This window comes from Tabrizicola sp. T74 (genome assembly GCF_057219935.1).
Genome location: NZ_JBXVVT010000002.1, coordinates 295,027 through 319,886, shown reverse-complemented (window position 1 = coordinate 319,886; position 24,860 = coordinate 295,027). Strand labels below are relative to the sequence as shown.

General features: G+C 66.4%; 24 protein-coding genes. 14 read left to right on the top strand and 10 right to left on the bottom strand.

The annotated features are described in order from the left end of the window. Positions 1-72: 72 nt before the first annotated feature. Positions 73-885, bottom strand: a complete 813-nt coding sequence (gene bhcR / locus AC2EAL_RS08275; protein WP_484723719.1) for an HTH-type transcriptional regulator BhcR — start codon at positions 883-885, stop codon at positions 73-75. Between the two features lie 148 nt (positions 886-1,033). Between bhcR and bhcA the strand changes: the two genes are divergently transcribed. From bhcA to bhcD, 4 genes are all read left to right on the top strand, one after another. Further along, a complete protein-coding gene (gene bhcA / locus AC2EAL_RS08270) occupies positions 1,034-2,224 on the top strand; it encodes an L-aspartate--glyoxylate aminotransferase BhcA (protein ID WP_484723718.1) in 1,191 nt (396 codons plus the stop codon). Positions 2,225-2,312: 88 nt separating this feature from the next. Next, positions 2,313-3,275, top strand: a complete 963-nt coding sequence (gene bhcB / locus AC2EAL_RS08265) for a beta-hydroxyaspartate dehydratase BhcB (protein WP_484723956.1) — start codon at positions 2,313-2,315, stop codon at positions 3,273-3,275. A gap of 5 nt (positions 3,276-3,280) precedes the next feature. Continuing rightward, positions 3,281-4,444, top strand: coding sequence for a 3-hydroxy-D-aspartate aldolase BhcC (gene bhcC, locus AC2EAL_RS08260; protein ID WP_484723717.1), 1,164 nt, complete (start codon positions 3,281-3,283; stop codon positions 4,442-4,444). A gap of 55 nt (positions 4,445-4,499) precedes the next feature. Continuing rightward, positions 4,500-5,459: an iminosuccinate reductase BhcD gene (bhcD, locus tag AC2EAL_RS08255; RefSeq protein WP_484723716.1), complete on the top strand. Its 960-nt coding sequence runs from the start codon at positions 4,500-4,502 to the stop codon at positions 5,457-5,459. A gap of 31 nt (positions 5,460-5,490) precedes the next feature. On the opposite strand, the gene AC2EAL_RS08250 is transcribed toward bhcD, so the two are convergent. The 3 genes from AC2EAL_RS08250 to AC2EAL_RS08240 form a co-directional block, all read right to left on the bottom strand. After that, positions 5,491-6,978, bottom strand: coding sequence for an EAL domain-containing protein (locus AC2EAL_RS08250; RefSeq protein ID WP_484723715.1), 1,488 nt, complete (start codon positions 6,976-6,978; stop codon positions 5,491-5,493). A gap of 76 nt (positions 6,979-7,054) precedes the next feature. Continuing rightward, positions 7,055-7,921 (bottom strand): tRNA 2-thiocytidine(32) synthetase TtcA, encoded by an 867-nt coding sequence (gene ttcA, locus AC2EAL_RS08245; RefSeq protein ID WP_484723714.1) that lies wholly within the window; start codon positions 7,919-7,921, stop codon positions 7,055-7,057. A 131-nt stretch (positions 7,922-8,052) separates the two neighbouring features. Then, on the bottom strand, positions 8,053-8,784 hold the full coding sequence (locus AC2EAL_RS08240) for an SDR family NAD(P)-dependent oxidoreductase (RefSeq protein WP_484723713.1): 732 nt from the start codon (positions 8,782-8,784) through the stop codon (positions 8,053-8,055). A gap of 102 nt (positions 8,785-8,886) precedes the next feature. On the opposite strand from AC2EAL_RS08240, the gene argB reads away from it, so the two are divergent. The 7 genes from argB (at position 8,887) to AC2EAL_RS08205 (ending at position 15,427) form a co-directional block, all read left to right on the top strand. Further along, positions 8,887-9,786, top strand: a complete 900-nt coding sequence (argB, locus tag AC2EAL_RS08235) for an acetylglutamate kinase (protein ID WP_484723712.1) — start codon at positions 8,887-8,889, stop codon at positions 9,784-9,786. Positions 9,787-9,926: 140 nt separating this feature from the next. Beyond that, positions 9,927-10,718, top strand: a complete 792-nt coding sequence (locus tag AC2EAL_RS08230) for a sterol desaturase family protein (protein ID WP_484723711.1) — start codon at positions 9,927-9,929, stop codon at positions 10,716-10,718. Then, a complete protein-coding gene (locus tag AC2EAL_RS08225) occupies positions 10,658-11,344 on the top strand; it encodes a ferredoxin (protein ID WP_484723710.1) in 687 nt (228 codons plus the stop codon). Before AC2EAL_RS08230 ends, AC2EAL_RS08225 begins: the two co-directional genes overlap by 61 nt. Further along, complete coding sequence (locus tag AC2EAL_RS08220) at positions 11,341-11,844, top strand: SixA phosphatase family protein (RefSeq protein ID WP_484723709.1); 504 nt, start codon at positions 11,341-11,343, stop codon at positions 11,842-11,844. The genes AC2EAL_RS08225 and AC2EAL_RS08220 overlap by 4 nt, the downstream gene beginning before the upstream one ends. Positions 11,845-12,108: 264 nt before the next feature. Continuing rightward, positions 12,109-12,771: an SDR family NAD(P)-dependent oxidoreductase gene (locus AC2EAL_RS08215; protein ID WP_484723708.1), complete on the top strand. Its 663-nt coding sequence runs from the start codon at positions 12,109-12,111 to the stop codon at positions 12,769-12,771. After that, positions 12,765-14,288: a cryptochrome/photolyase family protein gene (locus tag AC2EAL_RS08210; RefSeq protein ID WP_484723707.1), complete on the top strand. Its 1,524-nt coding sequence runs from the start codon at positions 12,765-12,767 to the stop codon at positions 14,286-14,288. Before AC2EAL_RS08215 ends, AC2EAL_RS08210 begins: the two co-directional genes overlap by 7 nt. A gap of 377 nt (positions 14,289-14,665) precedes the next feature. Beyond that, positions 14,666-15,427, top strand: coding sequence for a hypothetical protein (locus tag AC2EAL_RS08205; protein ID WP_484723706.1), 762 nt, complete (start codon positions 14,666-14,668; stop codon positions 15,425-15,427). 80 nt (positions 15,428-15,507) lie between these two features. Here the strand turns inward: AC2EAL_RS08205 and AC2EAL_RS08200 are convergent, their stop codons facing one another. Beyond that, positions 15,508-16,521 (bottom strand): glycosyltransferase, encoded by a 1,014-nt coding sequence (locus AC2EAL_RS08200; RefSeq protein WP_484723705.1) that lies wholly within the window; start codon positions 16,519-16,521, stop codon positions 15,508-15,510. A gap of 64 nt (positions 16,522-16,585) precedes the next feature. Further along, the gene (gene hemC / locus AC2EAL_RS08195) at positions 16,586-17,524 is read right to left on the bottom strand and encodes a hydroxymethylbilane synthase (RefSeq protein WP_484723704.1); all 939 of its coding nucleotides are present in this window, start codon (positions 17,522-17,524) and stop codon (positions 16,586-16,588) included. Between the two features lie 90 nt (positions 17,525-17,614). Between hemC and hemE the strand changes: the two genes are divergently transcribed. From hemE to AC2EAL_RS08180, 3 genes are all read left to right on the top strand, one after another. Continuing rightward, positions 17,615-18,655, top strand: coding sequence for a uroporphyrinogen decarboxylase (hemE, locus tag AC2EAL_RS08190; protein WP_484723703.1), 1,041 nt, complete (start codon positions 17,615-17,617; stop codon positions 18,653-18,655). A 4-nt stretch (positions 18,656-18,659) separates the two neighbouring features. Next, positions 18,660-19,547, top strand: a complete 888-nt coding sequence (locus AC2EAL_RS08185) for a DMT family transporter (RefSeq protein WP_484723702.1) — start codon at positions 18,660-18,662, stop codon at positions 19,545-19,547. 71 nt (positions 19,548-19,618) lie between these two features. Continuing rightward, the gene (locus AC2EAL_RS08180) at positions 19,619-20,341 is read left to right on the top strand and encodes a BUD32 family EKC/KEOPS complex subunit (RefSeq protein WP_484723701.1); all 723 of its coding nucleotides are present in this window, start codon (positions 19,619-19,621) and stop codon (positions 20,339-20,341) included. A gap of 71 nt (positions 20,342-20,412) precedes the next feature. Here AC2EAL_RS08180 and lpdA read toward each other — a convergent pair whose 3' ends face one another. The 4 genes from lpdA to AC2EAL_RS08160 form a co-directional block, all read right to left on the bottom strand. Next, the gene (lpdA, locus tag AC2EAL_RS08175; protein WP_484723700.1) at positions 20,413-21,801 is read right to left on the bottom strand and encodes a dihydrolipoyl dehydrogenase; all 1,389 of its coding nucleotides are present in this window, start codon (positions 21,799-21,801) and stop codon (positions 20,413-20,415) included. A gap of 85 nt (positions 21,802-21,886) precedes the next feature. Then, positions 21,887-22,282 carry an MAPEG family protein gene (locus AC2EAL_RS08170; protein ID WP_484723699.1) on the bottom strand — a complete coding sequence of 132 codons (396 nt, stop codon included), beginning with the start codon at positions 22,280-22,282 and terminating at the stop codon, positions 21,887-21,889. Next, on the bottom strand, positions 22,279-23,268 hold the full coding sequence (locus AC2EAL_RS08165; RefSeq protein WP_484723698.1) for a glycosyltransferase family 2 protein: 990 nt from the start codon (positions 23,266-23,268) through the stop codon (positions 22,279-22,281). The genes AC2EAL_RS08170 and AC2EAL_RS08165 overlap by 4 nt, the downstream gene beginning before the upstream one ends. Positions 23,269-23,271: 3 nt before the next feature. Then, positions 23,272-24,840 (bottom strand): hypothetical protein, encoded by a 1,569-nt coding sequence (locus tag AC2EAL_RS08160; protein ID WP_484723697.1) that lies wholly within the window; start codon positions 24,838-24,840, stop codon positions 23,272-23,274. Positions 24,841-24,860 lie beyond the last annotated feature (20 nt).

Below are 24,860 nucleotides of genomic sequence, written 5' to 3'. Positions count from 1 at the left end.
TCGCTTTTCCGCCTGTCTAGCCGGTCGGAGTGCGCCGTCTGGCCCCCGACCGACCCGCCCATGTCGAAAGCGTCACGCCGGTTGGGTGCCGCCGGTGGCTTCCGTCACTTGGTCCGCCGCTGCCCTGACGAGGGCGCCTATCCGGGTGGCATCGGACAAGCCCATGCGGAAGGCGGGGCCCGAGACGGAAAGGCCTGCTACCGGCTCGCCATGCGCGTTGAAGATCGGGGCCGCGACGCAGCGCATCCCCTCGGCGCGTTCCTGGTCGTCGATGGAGAAGCCGCGGTCGCGGGTGCGGGAGAGGTCGCGGAGGAGGGCCGAGTCGCTGGTCATGGTCAGGGAGGTGAACTTCTCCAGCCCCTTGCGGGCCAGGATGCCGCGGGTCTTCTCCTCGGGGTACCAGGCGAGGAGCGCCTTGCCGATCCCGGAGGAGTGCATCGGCGCGCGGGTGCCGGGGGGGAAGAAGGCACGGATCGCCTCATAGGTTTCGACCTGGGCCACGAAGAAGACCTCGTCCTTGACCTCGATCCCCAGGTTCGCCGTCTCGCCGGTTTCGCGCATCAGCGCGTCCATCGGTTGCCGGGCGCGTTCGACGACCTTGGTCCGGCGCAGGAAGGCAGAGCCCACGCGGAAGGCGCCGGGGCCGATGTGCCAGAACTGGCCGGGTTCGTCGACCTCGACCATGCCGTGGCCCTGGAGCGTGACAAGCGCGCGGAAGACGGTGGCAATGGCCTCGCCGGTGTCCTCGGCGATCTCGGAAAGCGTCCGGCCGGGGTTCAGCGCGACATGGGTCAGGATGTCGAGGCCGCGGTCCAAGGCCTGCACGGTGTTCTGGTCGGTCTTGTCGTTGAACGCCTTCGGGCGGCCACGGGGTTTCTGGGCCATCGGGGCCTCCTGTTCGTGAAAAAGCACAAGTCATTGAGTGGATTAGGGAATAGCATGGATGTGTGACAGTGAAAAATCTTTTCGAAAAAATTGTGCGCATCCGCCGCAGGGCGTAGCTTTTCTGGGCGATCTTTCAGGGAGTTGCCCGATGTCCATGCAGAACCCGGTTTTCATCCCCGGCCCGACGAACGTCCCCGACTCGGTGCGGAAGGCCTGCGACATGGGCACGCTGGATCACCGCTCGCCTGCCTTTGCGCGATTGTTCAAGCCAGCGGTGGAAGGGGTGCGGCGGGTTCTGCGGATGGCTGAGGGCGAGGTCATCGTCATCCCGTCCACTGGCACGGGGGGCTGGGAGGCGGCGATCACCAACACCCTTTCGCCCGGCGACACGGTGCTGGCGGCGCGGTTCGGGATGTTCAGCCATCGCTGGATCGACCTCTGCCAGCGGCACAAGCTGGACGTCGAAATCATCGAAACTCCCTGGGGTCAGGGCGCGCCGCTTGAGGCGATCGAAAAGGCGCTGCGGGCGGACAAGGGCCACCACATCCGGGCAGTGCTGGCCACGCATAACGAGACGGCGACCGGGGTGAAGTCTGACATCGCGGGCATCCGGCGGGCACTTGATGCGGCGGGACACCCGGCGATGCTGTTTGTGGATGGGGTGTCGTCCATCGCCTCGATGCCGTTCGACTTTGCGGGCTGGGGCGTGGATATCGCGGTGGCGGGGAGCCAGAAGGGCTTCATGCTGCCAGCGGGACTGGCCATCCTGGGCGCCTCGCCCAAGGCCATCGCCGCGATGGAGACGGCGCGGCTGCCGCGAACCTTCTTCGATTTCAAGGACATGCTGGCGGCCTATGCGCGCGGCGGCTATCCCTACACGCCCGCCGTGGGCCTGATCGCGGGTCTGGCGCATTCGATCGACCTTTTGGAGAGCGAGGGGCTGGAGAATGTCTACGCCCGCCACCATCGGCTGGCCGAAGGGGTTCGTCGCGCGGTTTTTTCCTGGGGGATGACACCCTACGCGGCCTCGCCGGACCTTTACTCCGACACGGTGACAGCGGTGAAGGTCCCCGCCGGATGTGACGGGACGGCGCTGGTGCAGCTTGCGGCCAGCAAGTACGGCATGGCCTTCGGCGTGGGCCTCGGAGAGGTCGCGGGCAAGGTCTTCCGGATCGGGCATCTGGGCATGCTGACCGAGGCGATGGTGCTGTCGGGCCTGTGCGTGGCCGAGATGTGCATGGCTGATCTTGGCTGGCCGGTGACGCTCGGGTCCGGTGTAGCGGCGGCGCAGGAGTACTATCGCGGGACGGTTCCGGCCCTGGCGATGGCGGCGGAGTAGGGGCCCAAAATCCTTGAGAAAGGATTTTGACAAATTTCTTACTCAAGAAATTTGGGTCTCTGGCGGAAAGGGCAGGAAAATGAAGGACATGAACGGATTGCTGATCCCCACCTACGACGACATGCTGGCCGCGCATGACCGCATTCGCCCGCATATCCGTCAGACGCCGGTCCGCACTTCGGACTACCTGAATGAACTCGCCGGGTGCGAATTGTTCTTCAAATGCGAGAACTTCCAAGAACCGGGGGCCTTCAAGGTGCGCGGTGCGGCGAACGCGGTCTTTGGGCTGACCGACGACCAGGCGAAGCTGGGCGTTGCCACCCATTCCTCGGGCAACCACGCGTCCTGCCTGAGTTACGCAGCCATGCTGCGCGGCATCCCCTGCAACGTGGTCATGCCGCGCACCGCGCCGCAGGCCAAGAAGGACACCGTCCGCCGCTACGGTGGCGTCATCACCGAATGCGAACCCTCGACCACTTCGCGCGAGGCGACCTTTGCCGACGTGCAGGCTCGCACCGGTGGCGACTTCGTCCACCCCTACAACGACCCCCGCGTGATCGCCGGGCAAGGCACCTGCTCGCGTGAGTTCATGGAGCAAACGGGCGGCCTCGACATGGTCGTCGCGCCAATCGGCGGGGGCGGGATGATCTCGGGCACCTGCCTGACGCTCTCGACGCTGGCGCCGGAGACCAAGGTGATCGCCGCCGAACCGGAACAGGCCGACGACGCCTATCGCAGCTTCAAGGCCGGGCATATCATCGCCGACGATGCACCGAAGACCATCGCCGACGGGTTGCTGGTGCCGCTGAAGGACCTGACCTGGCATTTCGTGTCGACCCACGTCAGCGAGATCTACACGGCCTCCGAGGACGAGATCATCGACGCGATGAAGCTGACCTGGAAGCACCTGCGGGTCGTAATGGAACCCTCCAGCGCGGTGCCGCTGGCCGTGGTCCTGAAGAACCGCGCGGCCTTCCGGGGCAAGCGCGTGGGCATCATCATCACCGGCGGCAACGTCGATCTGGACAAACTTCCCTGGATGAAAGGCTGAAGACCATGAACAAGCACACGGATTTTCAAGGGCTTGAGGTGGGGTATGACATTCCGGCCCTGCCGGGAATGGATGAGAAGGATATCCAGACGCCCTGCCTGATCCTGGACCTCGACGCGCTGGAGCGGAACATCGTCAAGATGGGCGACTATGCCAAGGCCCACGGGATGCGGCACCGGGTGCATGGCAAGATGCACAAGTCGGTCGATGTGGCGAAGCTGCAGGAACGCCTGGGCGGCGCGGTTGGCGTCTGCTGCCAGAAGGTCAGTGAGGCCGAGGTCTTCGCGCGCGGTGGGATCAAGGACGTGCTGGTCTCGAACCAGGTGCGCGATCCGGCCAAGATCGACCGGCTGGCCCGGCTGCCGAAGCTGGGGGCGCGGACCATCGTCTGCGTGGACGACGTGGCGAATGTGGCGGACCTGTCGGCGGCGGCGGTTCGCCATGGCACCCAGATCGAGGTCTTCGTCGAAATCGACTGCGGCGCAGGCCGCTGCGGGGTGAAGACGCCCGAGGAGGTAGTGGCCATCGCCAAGGCCGTCGCCGCCGCTCCGGGCCTCAAGTTCACCGGCATCCAGGCCTACCAGGGCGCGATGCAGCACATGGACAAGTACGAGGACCGCAAGGCCAAACTGGATGCGGCCATCGCCCAGGTGAAAGCCTGCGTCGATACGCTGGAGGCGGCTGGCCTGAAGCCGGAGCTGGTCTCGGGTGGCGGCACCGGGTCCTACTATTTCGAAAGCAACTCCGGGGTTTACAACGAGCTTCAGTGTGGCTCCTACGCCTTCATGGATGCCGACTACGGCCGCATCCTGGACAAGGACGGCAACCGGATCGACCGGGGGGAATGGGAGAATGCGCTTTTCATCCTGACATCGGTGATGAGCCACGTGAAGGCCGACAAGGCGATCGTCGATGCGGGGCTGAAGGCGCAGTCGGTGGATAGTGGCCTTCCGGTGATCTTCGGGCGCGATGACGTGAAGTACGTCAAATGCAGCGACGAACATGGCGTGGTCGAAGACCCGCAGGGCGTGCTGAAGGTGAACGACAAGCTGCGGCTGATCCCCGGCCACTGCGACCCGACCTGCAACGTGCATGACTGGTACGTGGGCGTCCGGAACGGCAAAGTCGAAAGCGTCTGGCCGGTTTCGGCGCGGGGCAAGGCCTATTGAGGCACGATTTTTCTGCGAAAAATCGCTTACTTGGCCCGCAGATCAGGAGCACGTCATGCTGATTGTCCCCGAGGCGCTGATCGCCTCGCTTGTCACTGCGGACGACGCCTTCCGCGCCGTCGAGGCCTGTTTTGCCGCCATGGCGCGCGGGGATGCCTACAACTTCCCCGTGGTGCGCGAGGCGCTGGGCGAGGGGCGGCAGTATGGCTTCAAGTCGGGGCTCGACCGGGCGGGCGGGCAGTTGGGCGTCAAGGCTGGGGGGTATTTCCCGGGGAACGCGGCGAAGGGGCTGATCAACCATCAGTCCTCGGTCTTCCTGTTCGACCCTGAGACGGGGCGGCCGGTGGCGATGGTGGGGGGAAATCTGTTGACGGCCCTCAGGACAGCGGCGGCTTCGGCGATTGCCATCGACCGGCTGGCCCGGCCTGAGGCGCAGGTGCTGGGCATCGTCGGCGCCGGGCATCAGGCGGCGTTCCAGCTGCGGGCCGCGGCGCGGGTCAGGCGGTTCGAACGGGTGATCGCCTGGAACCTGCACCCCGAGATGCTGCCAAAGCTGGGCGCCGTCGCGGCCGAACTGGGCCTGCCGTTCGAAGCGGTGGACCTGCCCCGCATGCGCGAGGCGGAGGTCATCGTGACCATCACCTCCTCACCCGCCGCCAGCCTTGTGGCGGACCATGTCGCGCCCGGCACGCATCTGTCCTGCATGGGGACCGATACGAAGGGCAAGCAGGAAGTGGAGCCCCGTCTTGTAGCGTCATCTTCGGTCTTTGCCGACGAGGTCGCGCAGTCGGTGACGATCGGCGAGGCGCAACATGCGGTGGCGGCAGGTCTTCTGGACGCGACTGCCATTCGGCCCCTGGGCGAGGTGCTGATCGGGCGTCACCCTGGACGTACCCGGCCGGATGAGATCACGCTGTTCGACGGCACCGGGGTTGGCTTGCAAGACCTTGCGGTGGCCGCAGTCGCGGTGACGCGGGCGCGCGAGCGCGGTCTGGGCATCGAGGTCGGGGTCTGAACGCTTGGCAACCGAGCCGTTGGGTCGCAGCCTAGCGCGCGCGGACACCGATCCGCAGGGCCTCGGCCCGTTTCTTGCGGTGGGCATCAAGCCATTGGGCAAGATCCTCGACCGGCATCGGCTTGGCGATGACGTAGCCCTGGACGTGACCGCAGCCAAGCTGCGCCAGAAGCGCGTGTTCGCCGGGAGTTTCCACGCCTTCGGCCAGCGTCTCAAGCCCCAGACGTTCGGCGAGCGACAGGACTGCAGTGACCAGGTTCTGCTGGTCGCGGTTCAGGTCGACGTTCTGGACCAGGCTGCGGTCGATCTTCAGCCGGTTCAGCGCAAAGCGGCGGATCGCGGTGATCGAGGCATGGCCGTTGCCGAAATCATCCAGGTCGATGCCGCAGCCCATCGCTGCGATCCGGCCGATGTTCGAAACCAGGATGTCGTCCCCGTCACCTGCCACCACGGATTCCAGGACTTCGACGGTCAGGCGTGAGGGGGCGAGGCCGAACCGGTCAAGCGTCCAGTTAAGCCGTTCGGGCAGCTGCGGATCAAGCAGTTCCTGCTGCGAGAAGTTCACGCCGACCGTCGGAATGTGCACACCCTTGCGGTCGAACTCTGCCAGCGCGGCGAGCGACTGCGTCAGCATGGTCTGGCCCAGAAGCTCCATCAGGTCGGAGCCTTCGATGGCGGGCAGGAAGGCGGCGGGGGTCAGGCAGCCGCGTTCGGGGTGCTGCCAGCGCACCAGCGCTTCGATCCCGGTCACCTCACCGCTGTCGGTTGACAGTTGCGGCTGGAACCAGGCGCGGACTTCACCCTTGTCGACGGCATCAGCAAAGCTGGCGCGCAGCGCGTCACGGTCGGCGCGGGCCCGAGCCAGTTCAGCGGAGAAGCCGCGAATGGCGCCCGGAAGACAGGCTGAGGCCTCATCCCCGGCGACTTGGGCGGCATCCAGGATCGCGCGACCGCTGGGCTGTGCCAGTTGCAGCGCATAGCAGAAGCCGATGGAGCAGGTGACCTGCACCGGCCCCGAGGACAGCGACACCGGTTGCTGCGCGACAAGCTGCAGCCGCGCTGCGATGCGGACCATGATTTCGGGATCGAGCCGGGGCGAGGCCGCAAGCACGACCGCAAGGCTGCCGTCTTCCAGCGTGTAGAGCAGATCGCCCGGCCGCAGGGCACCGCGCAGGCGGGCAACGCAGGCCGACAGCACCTCGCTTTGGCGGGTGCGGCCCAGCCGGTCGCACAGAAGGGCGGCATCGTCGAACTGGATCACAAGGCAGCCAGTCGATCCGCCCTTGGTCCGGGTTTCCGCAAGCATGGCATCAAGTCGGGCAATCACCTGATCGCCCACCGCGCCGGACATCACCGGGACCGGCATGCGCCCAAGGGCGAGGACCGCGAGGGGAAGCGCCACCGCCAGCACGGCAAGTGCGTGTTCGCCGCCAATCCAGTAGGCCGACAAGGCAAGGAGCGGCAGGAGGGCCAGGATCTGCAGCGAATGGTTCGCCAGCCGTTGCAGCGCAAGAGTCATGCATTCGCCCCCGAGGCAGACGGGCAGGACGCCCGCGGTTCAGGGTCAGGCTAGGCGGATGTTCATGATAAGTTCGTTAACGCTCCCCCGAAAGTTGCGAAGAATTTTCGCTATCTCCCGGGGCGACAGTGAGTGACGCAAAGTCAAACAGCGTCGGGTCGGCCAGATGCGAGGGCCGCACGTTCATCAGCGACCGGAACATGACCTGTCGGCGGCCAGGGGTCCGCGCCTCCCATTCGTCCAGCAGCTTCTTCACCTGGGCGCGCTGCAGGCCTTCCTGGCTGCCGCACAAATCGCAAGGGATGATCGGATAGCCCATCGCGCCGGCGAACTTGCCGCAGTCTTCCTCGGACACGAAGGCTAAGGGGCGGGCGACGTAAAGATCGCCGTCCTCGTTCAGAAGCCGCGGCGGCATCGAGGCCAAGCGCCCGCCGTGGAAGAGGTTCATGAAGAACGTCTCGAGGATGTCGTCGCGGTGGTGGCCGAGGACAACGGTCGAGCAGCCCTCCTCGCGCGCAATTCGGTAAAGGTTGCCGCGGCGCAGGCGCGAGCAGAGCGAACACATCGTCCCGCCCGGCTTGATCTTGTCGATCACCACCGAGTAGGTGTCCTGGTATTCGATCCGGTGCGGAACGCCCATCTTCGTCAGGAATTCGGGCAGGACCGTCGCCGGAAAGTTCGGCTGGCCCTGGTCGAGGTTGCAGGCCAAAATGTCGACGGGCAGGAGGCCGCGCCATTTCAGCTCGGTCAGGATGGCGAGGAGGGTATAGCTGTCCTTGCCGCCCGACAGGCAGACCAGCCAGCGGTCGCCTGCGCGGGCCATGCCGTAGGTGTCAATCGCCTCACGCACCTGTTGCACCAGGCGTTTACGCAGCTTGCGGAACTCCAGTCCCTTGGGCGCGCCGTGAAACAGCGGGTGGATGTCGTCAGTGTCGTCGAGCATGGCCGGACCTTTCGGGATGCGCCCTTATGCCAGACCGGCGAGGGGGGTGCAAAGGTCGGCTCATCGCTTCCTTCGGTCGCTCTTCGCGGGGCGTTTCGCGAAGAGCGACCGAAGGAAGCGATGAGCCTCGGTCAGACGTGCTGCGCGCCGTTGACCTCGATCTCGGCACCCGAGATGTAGCTCGATTGGTCGGAGCAGAGGAACCAGATCACGTCGGCCACTTCTTTCGGCTGGCCCAGGCGCTGCATCGGCAGCTTTTCCACGATCTTGTCGGTGCCGGGCGACAAGATCGCGGTCTCGACCTCTCCCGGTGCAATGGCGTTGACGCGAACGCCCAGGGGTCCGAAATCATGGGCCATTTCCCGGGTCAGCGCCGCAAGCGCAGCCTTCGACGTGGCATAGGCCGCCCCCGCGAACGGGTGGACCCGGACCCCGGCGATGGAGGTCACGTTGACGATGGAGCCCTTGGTGGCGGTCAGTTCGTCCTTCAGGCCCCGGGCAAGGATCACGGGGGCGAAGAAGTTGACGTGGAAGACATGGCCCCAGGTGCGCAGGTCGGTGGTCATCGTGTTCAGCCGCGCGCCGCCCGGGCCTTTTGGGCTGATTCCGGCATTGTTCACCAGGGCATGGATCCGGCCGCCGACCTTGGCCTTGATCGTCTCGATGGCAGCGATGGTCTTGTTGGGGTCGGCGAGGTCGATTTCGATGTGGTTCTCCTCGCCCCCCGGCCAGGGGCAGCGCGGGTCGAATGGCTGGCGCGAGCAGGTCAGGACCCGCCAGCCCTCGGCGCCAAACCGCTTGACGGTGGCATGGCCGATCCCACGACTTGCGCCGGTAAGCACCAGGGTCTTCTGTTCGGACATCTGCGGTCTCCTTCACGGGAAGGCTACGCTTCCCGGCGGGGAAGGCAAGGCTTGGCAGGGGGGCGGAAAAGGCTTATGCGGCGCGAAACGATGGAGGCCCCGATGAAGCAGCAGACCCTGACCGCCGAGGATGCGAAGACGACCGCGAAGATGCTGTCCGAGGCGCTGCCCTACCTGCAGCGCTTCGAGGGCGCGGTGGTGGTCGTAAAGTTCGGCGGCAACGCGATGGGCGACGATGCGGCGATGGCCGAGTTTGCCCGCGACATCGTGCTGATGAAGCAGGTCGGCGTGCATCCCGTGGTTGTCCACGGCGGCGGGCCGATGATCAACGAAATGCTTGATAAGCTTGGGATCAAGTCCGAGTTCGTCCGGGGCAAGCGGGTCACGGACAAGGCCACCGTGCAGGTGGTGGAGATGATCCTGTCGGGCCTCGTCAACAAGCGGATCGTGCAGGCGATCATGGATGCGGGCGGGCGGGCTGTGGGAATCTCCGGCAAGGACGACGACCTGATGGTCTGCGAGGCGGATGATCCGGAACTGGGCTATGTCGGCCGCCCGGTGGAGATGAACGTGCAGGTGCTGCGCGACCTTTACAACGCCGGGATCATCCCGGTGGTGGCTCCGGTCGCGACGGGGATGAAGGACAACGAGACCTTCAACGTGAACGGCGATACGGCGGCGGGGGCGATTGCGGGGGCCTTGAAGGCGGACCGGCTCTTGCTCCTGACGGACGTGCCGGGGGTGAAGGATGCCTCGGGTCAGGTGATGACTCAGATCACGCCCGAGGAGATCCGCCGGATGACCGAGGAAGGCGTTATCTCGGGAGGCATGATCCCCAAGACCGAGACCGCGCTGATGGCGATCGAGCAGGGGACGCGGGCGGTGACGATCCTGGACGGCAAGGTGCCGAACGCCTGCCTGTTGGAGCTGTTCACCGACCACGGCGCCGGGAGCCAGATCCGAAGCACCGAGCCGCGGGTGAAGCCGCATGTCCGGCGCTGAGAGGGCGGGGCGTTAACCGGCTGAAATGCCCGGGTTTCTGGCGTATTCCCGGCGTATGATTTCCATATTCCTTCCATGCAAACGCAGGTATGCGCATCGGCCTGTTAACTCTGCGCTCGAATCGGGTGTAGGGTGGCCGCATGGAGCAGGAATTTCTCTGGCGTGGTGGGGTGTTCTTTGGCCTCTTCGCCCTCTTCGCGGGGCTAGAGGCGCTGGTCCCACGCCGTGAGCGCCGCTTGTCGCGGGGGCGGCGGTGGACGACCAATCTGGCGATTACCGTGCTGAACACTTTGGCGCTGCGCGGGATGGCCGTGGCGCTGCCGCTTCTTGCCATCGGGGCCGCAATGGATGCTCAGGCTCAGGGCTGGGGGCTTCTGAACAGGCTCGACTTGCCGGGGTGGCTGGAACTGGTGCTGGCGGTCCTGATCCTCGACCTTGCCATCTGGGCGCAGCATCTGGTCACGCACAAGGTGCCACTCTTCTGGCGGTTTCACCGGGTCCACCATGCCGACCGCGACATGGACGTGACCACGGGGTTCCGGTTTCATCCGGTCGAGATCCTCGCCTCGATGGGGCTGAAGATCGGGCTGGTCTACCTTTTGGGGCCGTCGGCGCTGGCGGTGCTGGTGTTCGAGATCCTGCTGAGCGGGACGGCGCTATTCAACCATTCCAACCTCGCACTGCCGGGGTGGCTGGACCGGGTGCTCAGGCTGGTCGTGGTGACGCCGGACATGCACCGGGTGCACCATTCGGTGCATCGCGAGGAGCATGACAGCAATTACGGCTTCTGCCTGTCGGTTTGGGACCGGATTTTCGGGACGCATGTGCCACAACCAAAGGCAGGGCATGACGCGATGACGGTGGGACTGGAATGGCAGGACGAAAGACCGGCGCGGCTGGGGTGGACCCTGGGTTTGCCCTTCCGGCGCTAGAGGCGTTGCTGGCCGGTGAGCACCTGGAAGTCTTGGGTGGCTTCGCGGTTGCCGAGGGGGAAGAGGGCTTTCCGGCAGGGACGCGGACTTTGCTGCTGCTTGGCCCTAAGGAGCCTGGGTTCTGGTCGCATCTGCAGGCTCAGCCAGAGTGGGGCGGGCCTGACCCGGTGGATCGCTGGTCTCGTCGCGTGATCGGGCGGATCGCCTGTGATCTGGGGGCCAAGGCGCTGTTTCCCTTTGGCGGGCCGCCGTACCATCCGTTCTACCGCTGGTCCTTGCGGACGGGCCGGGTCTGGGACAGCCCGGTGCGGCTGCTGGTGCATTCCGGGCAAGGGTTGATGGTGAGTTTCCGCGGGGCCTTGGCTTTGAAGGAGGCGTTGGAGGTGCCACCGCCGGTGGCGAAGCCGTGTGACGCCTGTGCGGCCCCCTGCCTGACCGCCTGCCCGGCCGGGGCGCTGACCGGGGCGGGGTATGACGTGCCCGCCTGCCACGCCTGGCTCGACCGGTCGGAGGGGGCGGAGTGCCTGTCGGGCGGCTGCCTTGTGCGCCGCGCTTGCCCGGTGTCGCAAAGCTATGCAAGACTGCCGGAACAGTCGGCCTATCACATGAGGCAGTTCCACAGATGAAGCGGTTGATCCTGACGCGGCACGCGAAATCCTCCTGGGACGACCCGCTGACCCCCGACCACGACCGGCCCCTGAACGAGCGCGGCAAGGCGGCTGCGGCGGATCTGGGGCAGTGGCTGGCCTCTCGCGATTACGTGCCGGGGGAGGTCTTGTGTTCGGATGCCGTCCGCACCCGGAAGACGTTTTCGGGGATTGCGCCGGCTTTGCCGGGGGCTCCGGTGCTGGAGCTGAAACCGGCGCTCTATCATGCCGGGCCGGATGTGATGATGGCAGTGCTGCGGCATGCCAAGGCGGATGTGGTGATGATGATCGGGCACAACCCCGGCATCGCCGATTTTGCCGCGCGACTGGTGGCGCATCCGCCGTCGAACCCGGAGTTCTCACGCTACCCGACCGGGGCGACGCTGGTGGCGGACTTCGACGTGGCGGACTGGTCTGAGGTGACTTTCGGGTCCGGGGTCACGGTCGATTTCATCGTCCCGCGCGAGATCGTCGCCTGAGCCTGTCCACGCGGGACGGGCCTTCGCACTTCAAGAAAATCAATTGGTTGGTCGCCCGCATTAGGGTGGACTTAACCTTTTCCCAGACGGGGGAGCCGCCTCGGGGCCCATTGAGGGCCCGCTCGGCGGCGCATCCGCGGACGGCGCGTGGCGTCGAGAGGTTGGGGCGCCGGCGGAGCCTCCGGCGGGAGTATTTGGCAAAAGGCAAGACATGGTCGCGTGCTTTCTGGGCGCTATCTGAGGGCGACGGCTTTTGGAGGCGGGATGCGGGCATTGGTGGTGGGGGCGTCCGGTGGGATTGGCGCGGCGCTGGTGGCGGAGTTGCGGCGGAGTGGCGCGGTCGTGACGGCGCTGTCGCGGTCGGGCGATGGGCTGGAGGTGACGGACGAAGCGTCGGTCGCGGCGGCCTTCGCGCGGTTGGAGCCGGGTTTTGATCTGGTGGTCGTGGCGACGGGGGCGCTGGTCATTGGCGGCGTCGGGCCGGAGAAGACGCTGAAGGCGGTGACGACTGAGGGGTTGGCGGCGCAGTTTGCGGTGAATGCGGTGGGGCCGGCGCTGGTGATGAAACATGCCTTGCGGCTGTTGCCGCGGGATCGGGTGTCGAAGCTCGCGGTCCTGTCGGCGCGGGTGGGGTCGATCGGGGATAATGGCTTGGGCGGCTGGTACGGCTATCGGGCGGCGAAGGCGGCGCTGAACCAGTTGGTGCGGACGGCCTCGGTGGAGGCGAAGCGGACGCATCCGCTGTCGGTCTTTGTCAGCCTGCATCCGGGGACGGTGGAGACGGGGTTGGCGCCTGCCTTGCGCGCGGGGCATCCCTCGGTCCGCCCGGAGGTGGCGGCGGGGAATCTGTTGCGGGTGCTGGAGGGGTTGGGACCGGAAGCCTCGGGCGGGTTCTACGACTGGAAGGGCGAGGTCGTGCCGTGGTGAGGCTGGTGCTGGTGCTGGGGGACCAGCTGACGCCTTCGGTGGCGGCCCTGCGGGCGGCGGACAAAGCGCGGGACGTGGTGGTGATGGCGGAGGTGATGGGGGAAGGGACGAGCGTGCCGCACCATCCGCAGAAGATCGCGCTGATCCTGGCGGCGATGCGGAAGTTTGCAGCGGGGCTGAAGGCGGAAGGCTGGCAGGTCGCCTATTCCGAGCTGGACGATCCGATGAATGCGCAGACGATTTCCGGGGAGCTTCTGCGGCGGGCGGGGGAGTTCGGGGCCTCGGAGGTGATCGCGACCAAGCCCGGTGAGTGGCGGGTGCTGCGGGATATGGAGGCGCTGCCGGTGCCGGTAAGGGTGCTGGAGGATGACCGGTTTCTGTGTTCGGAAGCCGAGTTCACGGCCTGGGCGGAGGGCCGCAAGCAGCTGCGGATGGAGTGGTTCCACCGCGAGATGCGGCGGAAGACCGGGTTGATGATGGAGGGGGATCAGCCGGCGGGTGGACAGTGGAACTTTGACCACGACAACCGGAAGCCGGCGAAGGCGGACCTGTTGCGGCCGCGGCCGAGGGACTTCGCTCTGGACGCGGTGGTGGAGGAGGTGTTGGGGCTGGTGGAAGCGCGCTTCCAGCATTTTGGGCGGCTGCGGCCGTTTCGCTGGGCGACGGATCGGGCGGGGGCTTTGGCGGCGCTACGGGAGTTCGTTGAGGAGCGGTTGCCTCGGTTTGGGGAGGAGCAGGACGCGATGCTGGAGGGGGAGGCTTACCTCTCCCATGCGGTGATCTCGCCTTACCTGAACATCGGGCTTCTCGGGCCGATGGAGGTGTGTCTTGCGGTGGAGGCGGCATGGAAAGCGGGGAAGGTGCCGATCCAGGCGGCGGAGGGGTTCATCCGGCAGGTAATCGGCTGGCGGGAGTATGTGCGGGGGATCTGGGCGCTGAAGGGGCCAGAGTATCTGGAGGGGAATGCGCTGGGGCATACGCGCGCGCTGCCGGGGGTGTATTGGGGCCGTGAGACGGGGATGGCCTGCATGAAGGCCGCTGTCGGGCAGACGCGGGACCTGGGGTACGCCCACCACATCCAGCGGCTGATGGTGACGGGGAATTTCGCACTGCTTGCGGGGGTGGACCCGGGGGCGGTGCATGAGTGGTATCTGTCGGTCTACGTGGATGCCTTCGAGTGGGTGGAGGCACCGAATACCATCGGGATGAGCCAGTTCGCGGATGGGGGGGTGTTGGGGTCGAAGCCCTATGTGTCCTCGGGGGCCTATATCGACAGGATGTCGGATCACTGCGGGGGGTGCCGTTACCGGGTGAAGGAGAAGGTGGGGGAGCGGGCCTGCCCGTTCAACCTGCTCTACTGGCACTTCCTGGTGCGGCATCGGGAGCGGTTCAGGGGGAACCCGCGGATGGGGCAGATGTACCGGGTCTGGGACGGGATGGACGGGGGCCATCGCGAGGCGGTTCTGGCGGGGGCGGAGGGGGTGCTGGCGCGGCTGGACCGGGGGGAGGTTGTGTGAGGTGTCCACGGTGGACAAAGGCCATGAGTGACGTGATTTCAAGGAGTTGGGCGCGGGCGTTAGGGGTTTGTTTATCTTTTCGGGCGGTGGGTCGACCTGCGCCGAAAAGGGCGCAGAACGACCCACCCTACGGGAGGCGCGCGGGGTCTGAGGCGGTGTGCGGGGGTCTCTTGCGGACTTGAGCCTGTCTTGAACGGGATGGGGAGCTGCCTCCGGCGGGAGTATTTTGGACATGGGCAAGTGTCGGGGGCTCTGGGGCGGCTTGGAGGGGGCGCAGGCTTGGCTGTGGGCCACGCCCAGATCTTTCGCGTTACCGGGCGGGGTTTGACGCGCGGTGCGCTGTAGCGCACCCTACGGTCGTGACGAGCGGGGGTGACATGGACGGGGTTCGGGCGCATCGGCGAGAGGAGGCGGCGCGGGGGTTTCCGCTGTTGCGCGGCTGTCCGTCGACATTCGTGTTGCGGCGGCTGGCGGTGCTGGACCGGCTGACCGAGCGGGACCGGGAAGACTATGCCGACCAGCTGTCCGCCTATGCGGCGGCTGATCCGGCCTTTCTGGCGGCTTCGGACCAGGCGGCCTTGCTGGCGCGGTTGCCGCTGGTGGAGGAGGTCGAGGCCGGGGGGCAAACGCGGCCGGATCTGCGGTTTCAGAATGTGAAGACTCTGGCTCGGCTGGCGGCGGAACCGGGGGGCATCGAGGGATTTATCCGGCTGCAGGGGCTGGCGGGCGAGGCGGCGGGGCCGCCCGCACCGCATGTGCCGGACTTTGCCGAGGCGGTGCCGGTGACGCCTGCGAAACTGCGCAAAGCGGTGGCCGGGGCTTTGGAGGCGCGGTTCGGGGGGAAGGTGGTGAAGCAGAGTTCGGACCTCGATCAGCTGCGGGTCGAGGTGCCGCGCGGGCAGATGGTGCTGAACCTGGGCTTCGCAGGCAAGGGCTGGGGGGCGATGTCACGGCAGTTCGACTATGGACTCTGGGCCGATCTGGACGGGGTGCGGATGCAGCCCACAAGCTATGAGGCGGTCTGGATGCTGCCTGCGCATTGGGACCTGCTGACGCCGTCGAATGTCACCGACGCAGCGGCGCATTTGGTGCGGCTGGTGGAGACGCGGCTGGCGCTGGAGGAGGCGGGCAGACACTAGCTGCACTGTCTGCACCTTTGGCCCGGCAGTTGCGGCGGACGCCGTGCTGGTCCCAGAGCGGAGTCACGGCAGGGCGGGAGTCAGGTGGCTCCCGGTACAGTACCCTGTAACCGTCTGTTCCTTCGGCGCGCACGCCTTGCCTCCAGCAGTGCCGGGCGAGGGGCGGGCTCATGCTTTTGCGGCGGGTGAACGGCGGGGTGTCTGGCAAATTCGACCAGATCCGGATGAACCGGGAAATGCCCCGCAAGGGGCAAGGGTTTGCGGGGTTTGTTTGACAGATTGCTGCCATGGATGATGCGGCACCACATGGGTCTGTCTTCAACAAGGGAATAGGAAACGAACCGTTTTGCCATGCGCCTGTGATTGTCGCAGAAGACGGTCATTACCTTGCCATTCACGGGCTCGATCAATGTTCCGAACGCATTTCCCGGATAGAGGATCCGGCTGTAGCGGGCGCGGTGTGTCAGGTAGTCCTGGCCATGGGGAAATCGGAAGTACCGGGCTTCCCTTGCCAGTTCGGGGTAAAGATTGTTCCCGACGCAATACTCATCGATCGTGCTCAGGTAGTCAGGGTGGAACATGTCGTCGCTGTCTAGGCGCGATGTCTGTATTGCCATACATCCGGCATCGGTGTTTTCCAGCAAGGTGGCAGGCAGGTTTCGCGGGTACGTGCTTTCGGCCTGCAGGAAAATGACATCCAGACCCTGCGTCGCGTGTCTGAGTGCCTCGAGAAAGCTTTCGGGTGTGGCGCTGTTGACCAGGAGGACGAGCTTGAAAGTCTTCAGGCTTTGCAGTTTCAGGGAATGAAAGGCGGTCAATTCCGCAAGTGCAAGCCGGTAGTCAAGCCAATCCCTGGAATTGGTGTCGAGATGTTCGTAGCCCGGAAATTCGACGTTGAAACGCATCACGACGAATCTTGCAACAGTCCGGTTGTTCATGCGCCATGACCTTGTTGCTGCGCCGCCGGTCTTGCCTGACTGGCCTGCCGTCAGGGACTGCCCCACGGGGGTGGTCCGGATTTCCGAATAAGGCAAGTCGGGTTTCAGTGCCAGAGCCTTGGAAACTGGACAGTCGAGCATACCGTGTCGGGTCAAGGACGCCCCGGGAAGGTGCAGCGGCTTGGCAGGGGCGAGGCCTTCTTTTCCCGGCTGCCGGTGCCTAGTGGAAGAAGTTCGGCCCGGCGCGGGTGAGGAGGGTTTCGGCGAGGGCGCGGCCGGTCTCGACGCCTTGTGCGATGGGGCCGCGTTGCTCTCCTGCGACGTTGGCGGAGCCGTCGGGGCGGAGAAGCTCGCCGCGGAGCCAGAGGGTGTCGCCTTCGATCACGGCAAGGCCCGCGATGGGGGTTTCGCAGGAGCCGTCGAGGGTGGCGAGGAAGCTGCGTTCGGCGGCGAGGCGGAGGCCGGTCGCCTGGTCGTGGATGCGGGCGAGCATCGCGGCGGTGCGCGGGTCGTCGGTGCGACGCTCGATGCCGATGGCGCCTTGGGCGACGGCGGGGAGCATTTCCTCGGGCGCGATGGCGGAGCGGGCGACGTCGAGCATCCCGAGGCGGGTGAGGCCGGCCATGGCGAGGAAGGTGGCGTGGGCGACGCCTTCGTCCAGTTTGCGCATCCGGGTTTGGACGTTGCCGCGGAACTCCACCAGCTGCAGGTCGGGGCGGCGCAGCGCGAGTTGGGCGCGTCTCCGCAAGGACGAGGAGCCGACGGTGGCGCCTTGGGGGAGGTCACTGATGCTGGCGTAGCGGGGAGACACGAATGCATCGCGCACGTCGGCGCGGGGCAGGTAGCAGTCGAGGATCAGGCCCTCGGGCTGGATCGTCGGCATGTCCTTCATCGAGTGGACGGCGATGTCGATGCTGCCGTCGAGGAGCGCCTCTTCGATCTCACGCGTGAAGAGCCCTTTGCCGCCGATTTCGCGCAGGGCCTTGTCCTGGATCTGGTCGCCGGTGACCTTGATCACCGCGATCTGGAACGCGTCTTCGGGCAGCGCGAAGGCGGCCATCAGGCTGCGGCGCGTCTCGTGCGCCTGCCAGAGGGCGAGGGGGGAACCTCGGGTGCCGATCTTGAGGGGCTTCGCGGGGGTGGGCAGATCATCGCTCATGCGCCTAGGCTTAACGGTGTCAGGCGCGCCTGACAACTCTTGACAAGCGGGGGCGCAGAGCCGACCCATGGGGCGACAAGAGGACAAGCGATGACCAAGACGATCCTGCGCGCCCTGAAGGGCGAGGTGCTGCCGACCCCGCCGATCTGGATGATGCGTCAGGCGGGGCGGTACCTGCCGGAATACCGCGAGACGCGGGCGAAGGCGGGGGATTTCCTGAGCCTCTGCTACACGCCCGACCTGGCGGCCGAAGTGACGCTGCAGCCGATCCGGCGGTACGGGTTCGATGCGGCGATCCTGTTTGCCGATATCCTGCTGCTGCCGCAGGCTTTGGGCCCGAAGCTGTGGTTCGAGACCGGCGAAGGCCCCCGGATGGAGACGACGGACACTCCCGGGCAGGTCGCGAACCTGAAGCCGGTGGAGGCGATCCACGAGACCTTGGCTCCGGTCTACGAGACGGTGCGGATCCTGGCGCGGGAGCTGCCGAAGGAGACGACGCTGATCGGCTTTGCCGGCGCGCCCTGGACGGTGGCGACCTACATGATCGCAGGGAAGGGCTCGAAGGACCAGGGCGCGGCGCATGCGTTGAAGGCTGAGGATCGGGCGACGTTCCAGGCGTTGATCGACAAGATCTCGGACGCGACGGTGGAATACCTGTCGGCGCAGATCGAGGCGGGGGCGGAGGTGGTGAAGCTGTTCGACAGCTGGGCCGGGTCGCTGAAGGGTCAGGATTTCAAGGACTTCGCCGAGGCCCCGGCGGCGAAGATCATTGCGGCTTTGAAGGCGCGGCATCCGGGCATTCCGGTCATCGCCTTCCCGCGCGAGGCGGGGCAGGGCTATATCGGGTTCGCGCACCGGACGGGGGCGGATTGCGTGGCCATCGACAACTCGGTCAGCCCGGAATGGGCGGCGGCGAATGTGCAGATCGACGGCTGCGTGCAGGGCAACCTTGCGCCCGAGCATATGGTGACGGGGGGCCAGGCGCTGGTGGCGGCGACGCAGCATGTGGTGAAGGCGTTCTCCAAGGGGCCGCATATCTTCAACCTCGGCCACGGGATCACGCCGGACGCGAGCCCGGACAATGTGCAGCTGATGATCGATACCATTCGCGGGACCCCGGGCGGCGGTTGAGCGCATGGGCTGGGTCATCGCCACGCTGATCGCGGCGGTGGCGCAGACGGCGCGGAATGCGGCACAGGCGCGGCTGACGCGCGAGATCGGCACTTTGGGTGCGACGCAGGTGCGATTCCTGTTCGGGCTGCCGTTTGCGGTGGTGTTCCTGGGGATTGCCGTGCTGGTGACAGGCGAGGCAGTGCCTGCGCTGACCCTGGGAAGTCTGGGTTGGACGGCGCTGGGTGCGGTGGCTCAGATCGGGGCGACGGCGCTGATGCTGGTGACGATGTCGCGGCAGTCCTTTGCGGTGACGACAGCCTGGATCAAGACCGAGCCGGTGATCGTGGCCTTGGTCGCCACGGTGGTGATCGGCGATCCGCTGACGCTGGCGAAGCTGTTGGCGATCCTGGTTGCGACGGCGGGGGTGGTGATCCTGTCGGTGAAGCCAGGGGCCGGGATGCTGGGCGGACCAGGGGCGGTGGCCACGGGGCTTCTGGCAGGGTTCCTGTTCGGACTGTCGGCGATCGGCTTTCGCGGCGGCATCCTGGGGCTGGAGGAAGGCGGGTTCCTGATCCGGGCGAGCACGGTGCTGGTCGTGAGCCTGGTGCTGCAGAGCGCGATGCTGGCGGTGTGGCTGCTGTTGCGCGACCGGGAGGCGTTGTGGGCGTCGTTTCGGGTCTGGCGTGCCTCGCTTGGGGCGGGGTTTCTGGGGGCCTTCGCCTCACAGTTCTGGTTCATCGGGTTTTCGCTGACCTCGGCGGCGAATGTGCGGACGCTGGCGCTGGTCGAGGTGATCCTGGCGGCGGGCGTGTCGCGGGTGGTGTTCGGGCAGCGGGTGACGGGGCGGCAGATGGTGGGGATGGCGGTTATAGTCATCGGGGTCGGGATGCTGTTGCGCAGTCAGGCGTGACGGGCGGGTGGGGTTTTGCAAATCCGTCACCCAGGCGTTACAGGGGCGGCAGGAACGCGAAGGAGCCCCGGGTGCCTGACCCTGATCTGGACAAGAGCCTCCGAAGCGCGCTGGCCGAGCCTCCGGTTCGCGTGCGGCCCGTGGTGCTGGCCGATGGGCGGCGGTTCTGGTTGAAGCGGGTGGAGCGGCTTGCGGGGCTCATGCGTCTGCAAAAAGGGGACCCGGCGCGGGCTTTTGCGGCGGAGCGGGAGGGCTTGCGCGCATTGGCGGCGGCGGGCTTGCCGGTGGCAGGCGTGGCGGCCGAGGGACCGGACTGGGTGCTGATGCCCGATGCGGGGCCGATCCTGCCGGTGGTCGTGGCCGATCCTGCACTGACCGAGGCCGAGAAGCTGCAGGCCTTTGCCGAGGCAGGGCGGGCGCTCGGGCGGCTCCACTGGGCCGGGATGGCGCATGGGCGGCCGGCGGTGCGGGATGTGTGCTGGGACGGGCAGGAGGCGCGGTTCATCGACCTGGAGCGGTTCCGGCGGTCTGGGCGCGGGGGCGTCTGGCAGGCGGCGGATGTGGTGATGTTCGCGCAGACGGCCTTCACGCTGTGGCCGGAGGAGCCGCGCTGGCTGGAGGCGGCATTGGGGGCCTATGCGCTGTCGGCGCCCGAGGGGGCGATGGCGGCGGTGCGGCGGTTGGTCTGGTGGATGGCCCCGGTCGGGTGGCTGGCGGCGGGGCTGTCGCGCCTGCGGCCGGCGAGCCGGGAGTTACGGGCGGTGGGGCTGACGCTGGCGCGGCTCAGGCGGTAGGCCGCTCGTCGGGGACTTCGTTCCTCCTCGCTGTCGGGAGCGAGGAGGAGCCGAAGGCGAACGAGGAGCGGTCAGGCATGAATCGCGCCGTCGCCGCAGGCGAGTGCTGCTTCGCGGACGGCTTCGGACCAGGTCGGATGGGCGTGGCAGGTGAGCGCGAGGTCCTGCGCGCTGGCGCCGAATTCCATCGCCACGCAGACCTCGTGGATCAGGTCGCCTGCAGCCGGGCCGATGATGTGGCAGCCGAGGATGCGGTCGGTCGTGGCGTCGGCGATGAGCTTGACGAAGCCCTCGGCCTGGAAGACGGCCTTGGCCCGCGCGTTGCCCATGAAGGGGAACTTGCCGACCTTGTAGGCGCGGCCTTCGGCCTTGAGCGCCTCCTCGGTGAGGCCCACGTTCGCGACTTCGGGCGTGGTGTAGATCACGCCGGGGATGACGCCGTAGTTGACGTGGCCGTGCTTGCCCGACAGGACCTCGGCCACGGCCATGCCTTCGTCTTCCGCCTTGTGGGCGAGCATCGGCCCGGCGATGGCGTCGCCGATGGCGTAGAGGCCGGGGATATTGGTCTGCCAGTGGGCGTCGGTCTTGATCGTGCCGCGGGGGCCCATTTCGACGCCGAGCGCTTCGAGGCCGAGACCGGCGGTGTAGGGTTTGCGGCCCGTTGCGACGAGGACGATGTCGGCGTCGAGGCTCGCCTCGGTGTCGTTCTTCTTCAGCTTGTAGGTGACAGTCGCGCCCTTTTTGCCCTTGGTCACGGACTGGACCGCAGCGCCGAGGACGAACTTCAGGCCCTGCTTCGTGAGGATGCGCTGGAAGGTCTTGGCGACCTCGGCGTCCATGCCGGGGGTGATGGCTTCGAGATATTCGACCACGGTCACTTCGGTGCCGAGGCGGGCGTAGACCGAGCCCATTTCCAGCCCGATGACGCCCGCGCCGATCACGACCATGGTTTTCGGCGGCTTGGCAAGGGTCAGCGCGCCGGTCGAGGTGACTATGGTTTCCTCATCGATGGTGACGCCGGGGAGGCTGGAGGCCTCGGATCCGGTGGCGATGACGATGTTCTTCGCGCTGTGCGTTTCATCGCCGACCTTGACCTGGCCGGGCGCGGGGATCGTGGCCCAGCCCTTCAGCCAGGTGACCTTGTTCTTCTTGAACAGGAACTCGATCCCCTTGGTGTTGCCGGAAACAACGTCATCCTTGTAGGCCTGCATCTTGGCCCAGTCGACCTTCGGGGAAGCGCCCATCAGGCCCATCTTTTCGAAGTTCTCATGCGTTTCGTGCAGCATGTGGGTGGCGTGGAGCATTGCCTTCGAAGGGATGCAGCCGACATTGAGGCAGGTGCCGCCCAGGGTCTCGCGTCCTTCGACGCAGGCGACCTTTTGCCCCAGTTGGGCTGCGCGGATCGCGGCGACGTAACCGCCGGGGCCGGCGCCGATGATGATGGTGTCGAATTCTGCCATTTGGTCGGTTCCTTGTGGTTCGCGGCGGAACCGGGGGTTTTGCACCCCCGGACCCCCGCAGGATATTTGTCGACAGATGAAAGGGTCAGATCAGGGCGGCCACGATCATCGTCAGGGTTGCAAAAAAGCCTACGCCCCAGATGGCCGAGCGCCAAGGGCGCCAGCCGAAGGCGTAGGCGGGGATGTAGAGGATGCGGGCCGCAAGGTAGACCCAGGCGGCGGTTTGGGTGACTTGGGTGGACTGATTGCCGAGGGTGACGACCACTACGGCGAGGGTGAAGAGGATCAGGCCTTCGAAATGGTTGTTCAATGCGCGCTGCAGGCGGCCCGTTAGGGTGGACATTTCACGCGAGGGCGGGCGGTCGCGTGGACTGGAGGTGTAGCCCACGCCAAGTTCCTTGTTTGCCGGAATGGCGAAGACGGTGAACTGAAGGGCCTGAAGGAGGCCTGCGAGAGCGAGCGCGGTCAGTTCGGGGGTCATGCGGCGGCCTTTTTCGTCCAGCGGGTCAGGTTTTCTGGGGTGAGGCGGGCGGCTTTCGTGGCGGTGAACCAGGCGCGGCAGCGGGCCTCGGCTTCCATGATGCCGGGGAGAGCGCGGAGGCGGGCGAGCTCGGCTGCGACCTCGGGCCAGCGGGTGAGGATGGAGCGGTCTTGCGCCTCGTTCCGGTTGGCGATGCGGTGCCATTTGGACCCGAGATGGTATTTGTCCGACGGCGGGCCCATGCCGCGGCCGCGGTCGTTCTTCAGGAGGAACACGTCTGGCGAGCGGGTGGCGTAGTGGTTGACATGCGCGCCGCCGCGGAGCGCGGTCTCGATGGGCTGGTAGCGCGAGCGGGGCTTGCCGTGGAGGGCGGCGGAGGAGAGGGGTTCCCCGTCTGCGTTCACGGCGAGGGGGGCGTCGATCAAGGGCTGCGTGGGCATGTGGTCCGAAGCCGTGGCGAAGGCGCGGAAGCGGAAGAGCGACTTGAACTTGACGGTGTCGGGGTGAGGCGCGGCTTCGCAGGCGGTGAAGGCTTGCAGCGTCTCGCCCGGCCAGTCGCGGTGGCCGCTGTCGCCGAACATCCGCCAGGGAAGCGCGATGGTGTGGGCGTCTTCGGCCCTGGTGATGATGGACTGGACGGGGTCGGCCCCGGGGGCGATGTTGAGGAACTCGTCGCTGTCGAGATGGGCGAGCCATTCGGCCCTGGTCTGCGCCAGGTGGGCCATGGCGCGCGGGATGCCGGCGGCCTGCGGCGGGGTGCCGGGGGGCAGGGGATTGGGCAGGTGGGTGACCTCGCCCTGGGCTTGCAGGAGATCGAGGAGAGTGTCCGAGCCGTCGTCGCAGTCGTTGGTGCAGACGACCACCAGGCCGAAGCCGATGACCCGGTGGTAGGCCAGCCATTCCAGGAGGTGGATGCCTTCATTGCGCATGCAGCTGACCAGCGCCACCGGGCGCATTGGGTCAGGGGCGGGCGCGACGGAGGCCATCAGTCAGCCTGCCTTCCGCCCTTGCGCGCGGTCGATCGCGGCTTGCAGGAAGCCCTGAAAGCTGTGCTCTGCGGCAAAGAATGCAAGATTCTTGAAGATCTTTTCAGTCTTCTTGGCCGTTGGCCGGGCATCAAGGTTGAAATAGTGCAAGTCCGGCTGCAGTGGCGGGGCGAGCGGTTCGGACATGAGCGGCTTGCCGCGCAGGTAGGCCTTCAGGAAGCGCGGGTACTCGGAGTATTCGCCGTCGCGGAAGTGCAGGTTCAGGACGGCGCCCTGCTTTGCGATCAGCGCGTCCAGCGGGGGGCCGAAGGTGCCATGGGGGGCGACTTCGATCTCTTGTTGTGTCTGCAGCTCGGCCAGGCGGCTGCGACGACGCTCGTTCATCGAGCCGAAGAAGACCGGCGGGGTGGGCTGGAAATCGGGGGCCACCGGCGCATCCGGGAAGACATGCGGGCCGAAGACCAGGTTCCGGCGCAGCGCTTCGGGCAGGAAGTCGTAGGCGGGGGCATTGTCGGCGCTGAAATCGAGGAGCACGTCGTAGAAGGTCGCATGGCGGGTGCGGAAGCGTTCCTTGGGGATGCGCCACATCGGCTGGCCGTTGCGGTCGAGGTACTGCTCTGTCTGTATCCCGACCCGGAAGTTGCCGGTGCTGAACGGGCGGTCGACGAGATGGACGCCGACATAGACGTCGACGGGCTGGGACAGGGGCGCGGTGATGCAGCGGGCCAGGTCGTGGCAGAAGTCACGCAGCACGCGGTGGCCGGCGTAAAGGTCGACGTTGTGGACCGAGATCTTCTGGATGTTCACCGGTTCGACCGGGATCGGCAGCGGCGGGCCGGTCAACGGTTTCTCGGGCGGGATGAACTCGGTCGCGACGGGGCGGAGGGTCTGGAACCCCTCGTTGGCGTAACTGACCGCGTCGACATACTCGAAGCTGTTGTAGAACTTCTCCACTCCGTAATCGAGCAGCGTCAGGTCGGTGTAGCGGGCGAGGATCTCATCATAGGCCTTGGTCAGCACCTGGCTTTTCGGGTTGAGGTTCGAGACCATGACAAGCCCGGTCGGCGCGCAATAGAGCACATCAATCTTCAGGTCGGGGCGGTATTCCTGCAGGATCGGGATCAGCTTCCAGACGTCCCCGGTCCAGGGCCCGCTGGGGATGTTGTCGATGTCGCGCGTGGTCATGCCGTGGCCGAAGGGGCAGCAGTCATGCAGCGCGATGACCGATTGGCGGGTGCCTGCGGCCTCGGTGTTGATGAAGTCGCGCAGGAGGTATTCGAACAGGTGCATCCCGTCGAGAAAGCTGAAGCCGGGCTTGGCATTCAGCGTCTTGAGGTGTCCGGCGGCAAAGAAATCGTCGCTGGTCGTCTGGTAGAGATGCAGGTGCGGCTTGTTGCCGGCGACGTCGTACTTGAAGCGGAACAGCGGGTCGATGGCGATCGAGGGGCTGCGCGAGGTCGCCAGCGACCGGCCGGTCTGCGAGCCGATCTCGAGGTACCAGTCAAACCGCAGCTGGCTGTGCAGCGCATCGAGGAAAACGCGGTAGTCGACGCCCTTGGCAGGGATGAACATCAGTGGCTCCGGGTCGTGAG